Raw genomic sequence first — 10,640 nt, 5'->3', positions numbered from 1 at the left:
CCACCGTCACGCACCATCGACCACTTGAGCAGTTCGGCACCGCGCGGCAGTTTCTGAATATCATTCGGACGATAGAACAGCTTGATCCGCGTACGCGTGGCGAGCATCAGACTGTTTTCATCACTATCCGTTTTCTGCGGAATTTCCAGTACGTTGATCCAGTAATAGGATTCCCGATCCTTGGGCATGTCATCCTCACCCACGCGTGTGATGTTCAGGCTACGCTCGGCATTCCCGTCGAACCGGCTCAGCGGCGGTGAAATGAAGAACGGAGTTTCCATTTCTTCATCATCGCCATCGATCCAGGCCTGCACTACAAACGGCTCGGCCGACATATTGCGGGCATACACGGAGACATTCCGATCCGTTTCATTCATGATCGCACGGGTGCTGGACAACTGAACGGCAGCCTGGGCCGTACCAGCCATCAGCAGGCAAGCGACAGCGACACATGCAGAAGAGGTCGTATTTTGGAACGTAGTCATGAGTCATACCTCCAAATCAATCAGGAATAAGTCAAAGTAATCGTTGCCGTGGCATTCGCAGTACCTGGCTTGAGTACACCAGAGGAAGACAGCTTTACATAACTGGCTTGAAAATCAAAGGTTTTCTTTCCAGTGGAAATATTGAAGGGATAAGACGCACCACCATCGACGCGTACCTGATATTTTGCGCCGAGATGCGACATGTCATTTGTGAATATCGAAACACCAAATCCCTGCGCGGCTCCCGTACCGGTTTTCAGCGCCAGTGTCGTATTATCGCCAGCCGTCGTGCCTGTAAACTTGAGCGATGCCGTGTTCAAGGTGCTCAGCTCGCATCCCCCCAGGGTGACACTGAAGTTCTTTGTATATTTCTCAGGTGCCCAGAAATTCGTTGCAAACTCACTGATCGGCACATCACCCATCGTGACATTACCCACAGAAATCGTGCATGGCGTATTGGTAATACGGCCAGAAATATTCAGGGTTGCAGTCTGAGCATGGGCTGCGCTGGCAGCCAGACAAAAGGCAATCGCCCGGAAGATAAATTTCGATATGGATTTCATCGGTATCGTGACTATGTGATGAACGCGCAGAACAGGCGCGAACAAGCCCGCCTGATGCTTCGCAGCAGGTGCAGCCTTAAGATTTCTGGATTATTCCCGTGCGGCCAGTCGTGGAGCGGTGATGGCGCACTTCTTTGTTTTGGAAAGGCCGCGCATGCGCGGCCCTGTCAGATGGCCGGCACACTCGCCGGCCTCTGCAGGCTGGGACTGAACACCCAGCCTGTACTGCTTAGGAGTAAGTCACCTCGAAGACAGCACGGGCATTGGCCTTACCTGCCTTGATGGTTTCTGCGGTGGCTTCGTAGTAAGCCTTGAAGTTGAAGTTGTTGGTACCCTTGACCAGCGTGTAGCTCGTCGCCGTGCCACCCACGTTGATCGCGGTACCGTCTTCGGCCACCAGAGCCACGCCCACACCGGTCGCGCCGCTGCCGTTTTCCAGGCTCAGCAGGCGGTTGTTGATCACGCTGCCAGCACCGGGACGGAACGAGATCGAGGCATTTTCCGACACGTCGGTGTCGCAGCCCAGCAGAGCGATGGTGAAGTCGGTACCGTCACCGGCCTTCGAGCCCACGCCATTGAACATGTTGGTCGAGATGCTGCCCATCGGCACAACCATGTTGGCGCCTTGCTGGCCACCACCAATCGAGCAGGCCGATTGCGTGATTTCGCCCTGGAAGGAGATATTGCCGCTGTCGGCAGCAGCCGTGCCGGCGATGGCGGCAAAACCAGCGAGAACCAGAACATTGGCAAGAGTCTTTTTCATGATATTTGAACCTATCCTAAATACAGGAGTTGATGAAGTGAAGTGGATTCGAAAAATCAACTTTTGAGTACGAATGCGCAATCGCTGTCGCCTTTCGACTGCCCTGTGGGCACAGCGAGGGAAGCAGCATGTCCGATCAGCCGGTTGGCAGGCCAGAAAATACCCCGGCGCACCACCCTGCCCATCCAATGGGACTGGCTGCTGACACCTCGCTCATGCTTGATGTCCGCCACCATCCAACGGACGACGACAGCCAGGGCTCGCGACAGCGACGGATGCTTGCGCATCAGCCTCATGCACGGCACTGCCCAAATGCGGTAACCCAGATAAGAAGTCCTGGAAAATCGCTGAGCACAGTCGCTTGCATCGTAGGCCCACTCGGAAAACGAGATAAGATCCTGGCGACGCAATTCAGTGCAAACGATTTTCTGTTGAAAATCCACCCAGATTCCCAGCTTGCTCATTCAAATCACTCGGTATGTTAATTTCACGATCAGGTTTTTACGCCTTGCGCTCCACAAATCGAGCGTGAACGTATATTAGGACCTTCACCTGGCGGGATATATAGAACAAAAACGAAACAACCCACACAAAAACTCACCAACTCGTACTTGTACTAAACGCCTCCCATTAATTGTCATTTATTTGCATTTCAGTTTGACAAAAAAACCGGCTATACAGCCACTCGACCAGAAAAATCAGCAGGATAAAAGGCGTACCAATCAGCAGGGCCATATCGAATACATCAATTTCGAGCGTCGAGACTGCAATTACGAGCACCAGCAATCCGCCCACCATACCTTGCCAGGATCTGCCACCAGCCTGCCGCCGAAATCCGATATGCGCAGCAAATATCGATCCCCATACAGCAAGCAATGCCGTCACAGCGATTGAAGTTGCCATGATATATACCTGCGTCGGGAAAAAACCATATGCCAGATAGATCAGAATGGACAGCAAGGCCGTACACACTGCACTGCCACTGCTCACTCGTGACCGTGGCTGCAACAGCACAGCCGGGGCCCGGCCGGCCCTGGCCAGGCCAAACAGTTGACGGGATCCGACATATATCTGACTGTTGAGTACAGACACAACCGTCAGCAGCATCAACACATTGAACACCGTACCGACTGCAGTCCAGCCAGTCAGACCCATCAGATAGACGAAAGGCGGCACATTGAACGGCACGAAATAATGCATCTGGAACCAGGCTGAAGCTGCCACGGCACACAGCGTCAGTACCAGCAGCCCCCCGGTCGCCCAACGCATGTATCGGCGCAGTGCCGATGCAGGAACCGTTGTTTCGGCGGCCGCCACTGCCATGGTTTCGATACCGATGAAACCCAGTGTTGCCACGATAGAAACCTGCCACAGGGAAGACAGAGGTGTATTTGTCCAGATGTCTTTCCAGGCGGACTCACCGGCTTCCATGCCCACACCGTCGGCAATCAAGGCCTGGTAAGCGGCCAAGGCGACCAGCACGACCAGTGCAACGACCTTCAGCACAACCAGCGCCAGCCCAAAGCGGGCAGACGCCCTGGCCCCCAGGCCGTTGATTGCGCCCAATCCCGCCAGCAGCAGCACGACAACAATCCAGCCTGGCAGAGGTGCCAGCCAGAAACCAAAGAGCGGTTCGAGCAAGGCAACTTCCGTGCCCACGATGCAGACGACAGCCAGGAGATAGGCAACGCGCACGACAACACCCGTGTGCGGCCCCAGATAGGCCTCAGCATAAGCACCAAAGGCGCTTGGCACAGGATGGACGACAGTCATGTCGATCAGGCAATGCATCAGCAGCAAGACCACACATGCTGCCGCCACATAGCCCAGCACTGCGACGGGCCCAGCCAGCACCAGGGGCAAGACCCCGCCCGAAATCAGCCCATAGCTGATGACCGTGCCAAAGGCGACGCCTGCCATCTGGGTCGGTCCCAGAACGACAGGCAAGCCAGCCTCTCTTCGAGTGATATGTAGAATGTCCGCCATGATTCAGTATAGCCATAGGCCCCCGGCGGGGCGACAGGCCAATACGGATCAGGACAGGAAGCTTAGCGGTATGTCAGGGTGACGAGTTGGCGACGTACATCCTGGCGCCCATCACGGGCCGGAATATCACGCACATCGATCATGACTTCATCACCAGCCTGACGTCCGGGCGCACGCTGCATGACGCGCTGATCCGAACAGGCCGCAGACACCTGCAGCACTGCCGCACGGTTGCTGACCTGCGGGCGGCAGGTTGCGCCCTCGACAATTTGTCCCTGGAAACGGATGATCCCTCGATCAACCTTGCTGGGAAGCCCTGAGGCAGCGACTTGCGTGCCCAATCCCATCATGGCAGCCAGAACGAGTGCGGAGCCAATTTTTTTCATAGCGCTTCTCCTGCGACATGTCTGCACCGGCCCATCCGGAGCAGCCAGTCCCTCTGTGACTGTCTTGTCTTGCCGACAAATTTCGAACTTGTCCTAATAATAATTGATATCCATACAGACAGGTACTAACTTTTGTCTAACATGACCGGGATACAGTACCGAGTCGCTCAGCCCCCCTGGTCGGGTACACAACGGAGTTGCCTCATGGCCATCAAAATCATCCTGGCAGACGATCATCCAGTCCTGATTGCCGGCATGCAGCACGAGCTGTCTGCCTTGCGTACTCTCGATATCGTGGGCACGGCCCACAATTCGACCGAGGTCATTGACCTCCTGACCCGTCAGTCATGCGACATCCTGGTCACCGACTACGTCATGCCGGGCGGCAGCGTCGGAGATGGACTGGGCATGCTGGCATTTCTGCAACGCCGCTATCCGGCCCTGAAAATCATCGTCTTTACCACGGTGGACAACCTGGCCATGGTGACTGCCATGCTGGATCTGGGCATCAAGGCAGTGTTGAGCAAGGCCGATGAAATCGACCATCTGATTGCCGCCATTCATGCGGTACATGCAGGTGCCAGCTATCTGTCGCCCAGCCTTCGTGCGGCGGGTGCAGGCGCAGCCCCCGCTGCCACGACCGAACGACAGAAACTGTCTCGTCGCGAGACAGAAGTTGTCCGGCTCTACGTAGGAGGGGCTTCGATCAATGAAATCGCCCAGCAGGTCAACCGGACCAAGCAGACTGTCAGCACGCAAAAGAACAGCGCCATGCGCAAGCTTGGCATACAGCGGGATGCCGACCTGTTCAAGTTTGCCTACGAAAGTGGTCTCATCATGGGCAGTGGCAATACAGACGCGCAACTGCCCGACGAACAGGACAACAAGAGTGATGGAAATTGATGTACTTTGAAATTTAGAACTGATCCGATTGTGAAATTTCCTTTGCTTCTTTACACTTTTTTTACTTTCAGCCAAACCCGGCCGGCATTTCTGACCAAGTAAAGAAAACCGGCCATGTGGAGCAAAAAGCAGTGAGCAAGGCAGAAAAGGGAACCGTTCAAGGAATATTGCTTCAGTTTGCCCATCTGGGAACGACAGGGCAGGATGAGTTCATTGGCATGATGAACGAATTCCTGCTGTCCTCACCAAAGCAGCGCAGAGCGTTGACCCGTCAATGGAAGCAACACATGACCACCAGTGAACAGGCCAGTTGCCCAGGAAAACCCGGACAACACAGCTAAGGCATTAATGAATATGATGCAACGTCGCCCCTGGTCCAGGATCTCCATGCCTCCTGCTTCCTTTCGAAAGATATCGCGCTCATTCCGGTGGCTGCATATTGCCATATTCGTTGGGCTGCCTCTGGCGATCCTGCTGACTGTCGCCCTGTTCTGGGGAATGCAGCGCATCCTCGACCAGGCCCGAGAAAAGGCCGAACTCGATTTTTTCGCCCTGGCCACCTATCTGCACTCTCAGGAGCGTTACCTGAATACGCTGCAGCAGCGCAATGAGACGTTGCCAAGCCGTCCGACAGCCGTACCGCCAGAGCCTGCCAACCAGTCGTCCATCAATGACGACCATCCCTATCTTTATCAGGTCCGCCCATCGATTGCCGATATTCCCTATGCCATCCTGTGCACGGAAAAATCGACCTGCCCGGTACGGGCAGACAGCCCTGCCAACAGCGTGGCCCTGCACGCCATCGGGGACTTCCTGTCGGATTTCTACGCAGCCTACTGGTCACGATCATATTTCCCGGGTGCCACGACACTGCTGATCGATAACGACACGGACCTGAGTCTTGCCGTACCTGCCGACGAGACCATTGCCGGACAGCCGACACTGTCCCCGCAGGAACTGCTGCTCACTGTGTCGACAATCCGCAAAGCCTCGCAAGACAGTGCCACCGCCAGCTCTTCGTCCGAACAGGGCGTCCGCTGGCTGAGCATCCCGGACCTGCCTGGCAGCATAATCGGCTACAGCAGCGCCTCGCTCCCTTCGGGCATCTGGCCGGTACGCAGCGCCGGCGACAAAGTGCAGTTGCATGCGGCGACGGTTTTCAACCTGTCCCGCACCAATCTGTTTGCCCACATCTCTGCATCACCGCTGCACGATGGATTCTGGCTGTTGCATGACAACGCACAGTTGTCAGGGAGCGACGGACTGCCGCCGCCCCAGCCGGAAGCAGGTACCGATCTGACCCTGTCCGGTGTCGTCTTCGGCTTCACGGACAGCAGCGGAACATGGCTCGGACTCTACAAGGTGCATTACGGTACGCTTTTCAGCGCCAATCCATGGCTGCCACTGACGGCTCTGGCACTGCTGGTGCTGTGTACGCTGGGAGGCGGTGTCTATGCCCGCTGGTACAACCGCCGCATCGTGCAGCCCATCCAGCAGTCACATCAGGCGCTCCACGAAAGCGAGGCATTCGGCCGGACACTCCTCGATACAGCACCTGTGGCGCTGTGCATCCTGTCGCGAGACGATGGCAGCGTCCTGTTCGCCAACACACTGGCACAACAGTGGCTGGATATACTCGACACCGATGACGGAACGCGGCACCTGCCCCCAGGCCTGCTGCCACCAGACCTGTTGAATGCAGACACGATGGGCAGCCGCGACAACCTGCATCATCATGACAAAACGCTGCAGATCGCCTACGCCCCCACGCGATATCATCGACAGCCGGCCCTGCTCTGCGCATTTGCCGATGTCAGCGTGCGGGCACAATACGAAAAGGCCCTCAGCCAGGCCAAGTCCGAAGCCGTCAGTGCCAACAGCGCGAAAACACGCTTCCTGGCGGCCATGAGCCATGAAATTCGTACACCGCTGTATGGCATCCTGGGGACCATGGAGCTGCTCTCGATGACGCAATTGACACCTGCTCAACGCCAGCATCTGCAACGTCTCCAGCAATCTTCGGCCATTCTGATGCAGTTGATCAGCGACATCCTGGATCTCACCAAAATCGAAGCAGACCAGATGTCCCTGAACACGGAATCATTCTGCCCGGGTCGCCTGGTGCAGAATTGCGTGGATGGCTTCTCGGGCATGGCTCGCCAGAAAGGCTTGCAGATATTTGCCTGCATAGAACCCACCGTACCGGATTGCGTGCAGGGCGACTCAACGCGAATTCGCCAGATTATCTACAACTTCCTCAGCAACGCCATCAAGTTCACCCTCTCCGGCCAGGTGGTTGCCCGCCTGCGATCGCAATCCCAGCCGGATAACAGAGTGGAACTCGTCTTCCAGGTCGTCGACAGTGGCCCCGGCATCAGTGCGGAAGACCAGTTGCGTCTGTTCACACCGTTCTACCAGGTGGCATCACAGAACCATACCTCGCAAGGCACAGGACTGGGACTTTCCATTTCCAGCAATCTGGCCCATCTCATGGGAGGTGATATCCAGGTCACCAGTGAACTGGGTCTGGGCAGCAGCTTTGCCCTGCGCGTCACGCTGGAAACCGCCACGTGTCCGCAACGTCCCGAAGCACCGGATCTGGGCGGGCTGGATCTGCGAGTGCGCAGCGCGCATGCCGAACTGAGCCGCAACCTGTGCCTCTGGTTCCGAACCTGGGGCGCACAGGCCGAAGCCATCCTGCCGGCCGATATGCCGGAAACGACAAATGCCTCAGCCAATACCTTGCTGATCGATGTGCTGGTTTCCCAGCCTGCCCGCCCGGCGGACTGGCCCGGCCGGTACATTCTGGCAGGCACGACCGCAGGCCCTGAGCCGGATCAGGCCGACGCGCGCCTGGACGGCTGTGGTGCCGATGATATTGCACGAGGCATATTGCGCTACCTTCGTCACCCGGACGGCGCGCCGGAAAACAAGCAGAATAACCTTTCCTATCGCGAGCTTGGCCTGCAGGTACTGGTGGCGGAAGACAATCCGATCAATCAGGCGACCCTCAGGGACCAGCTGGAGTTGCTTGGCTGCACGGTGACCATCACGGGCGATGGTGCGGAAGCGCTGCAACGCTGGGCGGCAGCGTCCTATGACGTCGTGCTGACCGATGTCAATATGCCCCGGATGAACGGCTACGAACTGACAGCGGCCCTGCGCAAGACCGGCACTGATGTACCCATCATCGGCGTCACGGCCAATGCCATGCGTGAAGAAGAAAACCGCTGCAGGCAGGCTGGCATGAATGCATGGATCGTCAAGCCGATCAACCTGGATACGCTGTACCATAGCCTCTACACGCTGGCACCGCACAAGGCATCGGCGCAGCGTGTGCCTGATGCCACAATCCACCTCGTACCGGAGAAGGCTACAGCCAGCAATGACACCGACACCACGGATGCCATCAGCGAGCTGGACAGGATTCCCGCCAAACACCGCGAGCTTTTCCGCCAATCCATGACAGACGATGCCAATGCACTGCTGGAAGCTGTTGGCAGCCTGAAGACGCAGCGCATCCAGCAGGCACTGCACCGCATGCATGGTGCCCTGTTGAGCATGCGCCAACAACATTTTGCAAAACGGGTTCACAATGCCGAAGACGCACTGCGTGCCGGCACGCTCACACCCGAGCTGGAAGCCTCGCTGCTGCGCATTGCAATCGACCTGAAAACGGTGATCAATGAACACTTGCCAACCTGATCCTCACCCGGGCTGAACGCCATGAAGAAACTGCGACTGGTTTTTGCAGATGACCACCCCCTCGTCCTGGCGGGGATCCGCGATTTCTTCGCCAACGACATTCGTTTCGACATCACGGCATGTGTCACCACCCCTACCGAGCTGATCGAGTGCATCATCCAGGAAAAACCTGATGTCGCGATTACAGACCTGTCGATGCCGGGCGACACACGCCACAACGACGGTCTGGGCCTGATTTCCTATATTGCCAATCATTTTCCACAGACCCAGATCCTGGTCGTGACCATGATGAGCAACCCGCTGGTGATTGCCTCGCTCTACAAGGCAGGAGCCAGCGGCGTCGTATTGAAGAGCGATCCTCCCGACACACTCAAGATTGCGCTGGAAGCCCTGCGCATGGGACGCCAGTTTCTGCATCCCAGCCTGATGGCACCGCAGACCCTGCATCAGCAACCTGCTGACATCCAGCTTGCCTCGGCCCTGTCCCGCAAGGAAATCGAGGTATTGCGCCGTTTCATCAGCGGCCAGTCTCCCAAGGACATTGCTTACGATCTGAACCGCAGCATCAAGACCATCAGCAACCAGAAGCGATCTGCCATGCGCAAGCTTCATGTGTCCAATGACCAGGAACTGATTGTCTTTTGCGCACGCCATCGACTGCTGGACTGAACACCGATTTTTCAGAACCTTCCCAAACATGACGCGGAGGCTGGCCTCTATCATGAAAGCCATGAAGGCTCATCACCGCGCCCCCTCCGACACGCTGCGTACCCCGCCACGCATCCCACATCTGCTGCTGCATATCCTGGCACTGGCACTGGTGGGCTGTATCCTCGCGGGAGGCGCACTCTATCTCTACACGGCCTTCAACAAAGAGGTCTCGACCTATCGCCGGGACATGAATGCCTCGGCCTATGATGCACAGTTTTTCTTTGATCGCAGGGAAGCGCAACTGCGTTCGGTCACGGCTGCCATGCTGCCCGCCAGGAAAGCCTCTCCACCGGTCATGCCCACACCCCGCAACGGGACAACGCAACTGGAAGTCGTCCCCGTGACCGAGCCCTCGGACGGGGCACCATTCTGGTATCTGCTGGTGACGGCACGCGACCGCCAGCTCCTCGACCTGCAACAGGTCAATATCCTGCATACCTCGACCATGACCGGCCTGACCCGCTATGTCACCGGGGCGGAACACTATATCCCATCCGGGGTGCAGGCCTGGATCGCCGAGTTTCTGGCCACGCGCTCCAGTGCCGCGCGTCCAGATGGCTACGCCCCTCTTTTCTGGCTACGACCACCTGGCGACGACATATCGCGCCTGTTCCTCTACACCCCTCTGGATACGTCGGATCCGGAAGCCGGCTGGGTCGGACTGGAGGTCAATGACATCGAAGCCGCGATCCGCTGGCGTGACAACAGCCGGCACCCACAAAACTATGTGCTGCTGACGCCGTTGCAACACATCGTGCTGCATGAGGGAGAGATCCTCGATCCCGAGTGGTACAGCCACAAGGAAATACCGCAGGACAGTTTTTACTACGCCTGGGACAACGGACTGCCCTCCCATCTGGTCCTGAGCAAGGCAATCGGTGAGGGTGGCTGGCGATTGGTGTATTCCGTACCGATCAGCGTCATTTTCGAACTCGGCCATATTCCGCTCTATCCGGTCTTGGCGACTGTACTCATGCTTTGCCTGCTCGTCGCGCTCATCATGCACCAGATCCGTCGCAGGCTGCTTCAGCCCGCACTGGCGCAATATGCCGCGCTGCAGGATAGCGAGCGCCTGACCCGGACCATCGTCGATGCCGCCCCGGTAGGCCTGTGCCTGATCGACCGCAACAGCGGCGTT

10 protein-coding genes and 1 pseudogene are annotated in these 10,640 nt (G+C 57.3%); 5 read left to right on the top strand and 6 right to left on the bottom strand.

Going from position 1 to position 10,640, the window contains the following annotated elements; genetic code table 11:
* The 6 genes from ABN482_RS13740 to ABN482_RS13715 form a co-directional block, all read right to left on the bottom strand.
* Positions 1–485 (bottom strand): fimbrial biogenesis chaperone (locus ABN482_RS13740; protein ID WP_349504514.1); only part of this gene is annotated, 485 nt, incomplete at its 3' end.
* Between the two features lie 20 nt (positions 486–505).
* Positions 506–1,048 carry a fimbrial protein gene (locus tag ABN482_RS13735; RefSeq protein ID WP_349504513.1) on the bottom strand — a complete coding sequence of 181 codons (543 nt, stop codon included), beginning with the start codon at positions 1,046–1,048 and terminating at the stop codon, positions 506–508.
* Between the two features lie 229 nt (positions 1,049–1,277).
* A complete protein-coding gene (locus tag ABN482_RS13730; protein ID WP_349504512.1) occupies positions 1,278–1,811 on the bottom strand; it encodes a fimbrial protein in 534 nt (177 codons plus the stop codon).
* Between the two features lie 56 nt (positions 1,812–1,867).
* Positions 1,868–2,275: a hypothetical protein gene (locus tag ABN482_RS13725; protein WP_349504511.1), complete on the bottom strand. Its 408-nt coding sequence runs from the start codon at positions 2,273–2,275 to the stop codon at positions 1,868–1,870.
* Positions 2,276–2,441: 166 nt separating this feature from the next.
* Entirely contained in the window at positions 2,442–3,758 is a 1,317-nt protein-coding gene (locus ABN482_RS13720) for an amino acid permease (protein WP_349504510.1), read from the bottom strand.
* A gap of 101 nt (positions 3,759–3,859) precedes the next feature.
* Positions 3,860–4,183, bottom strand: a complete 324-nt coding sequence (locus tag ABN482_RS13715; protein WP_349504509.1) for a hypothetical protein — start codon at positions 4,181–4,183, stop codon at positions 3,860–3,862.
* Between the two features lie 204 nt (positions 4,184–4,387).
* Between ABN482_RS13715 and ABN482_RS13710 the strand changes: the two genes are divergently transcribed.
* The 5 genes and pseudogenes from ABN482_RS13710 to ABN482_RS13690 all read left to right on the top strand — a co-directional run.
* Positions 4,388–5,086, top strand: coding sequence for a response regulator (locus tag ABN482_RS13710; protein ID WP_349504508.1), 699 nt, complete (start codon positions 4,388–4,390; stop codon positions 5,084–5,086).
* Positions 5,087–5,217: 131 nt separating this feature from the next.
* Positions 5,218–5,427 (top strand): hypothetical protein, encoded by a 210-nt coding sequence (locus ABN482_RS13705; RefSeq protein WP_349504507.1) that lies wholly within the window; start codon positions 5,218–5,220, stop codon positions 5,425–5,427.
* Between the two features lie 46 nt (positions 5,428–5,473).
* Positions 5,474–8,791, top strand: coding sequence for a hybrid sensor histidine kinase/response regulator (locus ABN482_RS13700; RefSeq protein ID WP_349504506.1), 3,318 nt, complete (start codon positions 5,474–5,476; stop codon positions 8,789–8,791).
* Positions 8,792–8,812: 21 nt separating this feature from the next.
* Entirely contained in the window at positions 8,813–9,460 is a 648-nt protein-coding gene (locus ABN482_RS13695) for a response regulator (protein WP_349504505.1), read from the top strand.
* 61 nt (positions 9,461–9,521) lie between these two features.
* Positions 9,522–10,640, top strand: a pseudogene (locus ABN482_RS13690) (ATP-binding protein); the annotation flags it as partial.

It is taken from the genome of Corticimicrobacter sp., from assembly GCF_040137905.1.
Classification (GTDB): Bacteria; Pseudomonadota; Gammaproteobacteria; order Burkholderiales; family Burkholderiaceae_B; genus Corticimicrobacter.
The sequence above is the reverse complement of the archived record's forward strand: the minus strand, read 5'-3'. Positions and strand labels throughout refer to the sequence as shown.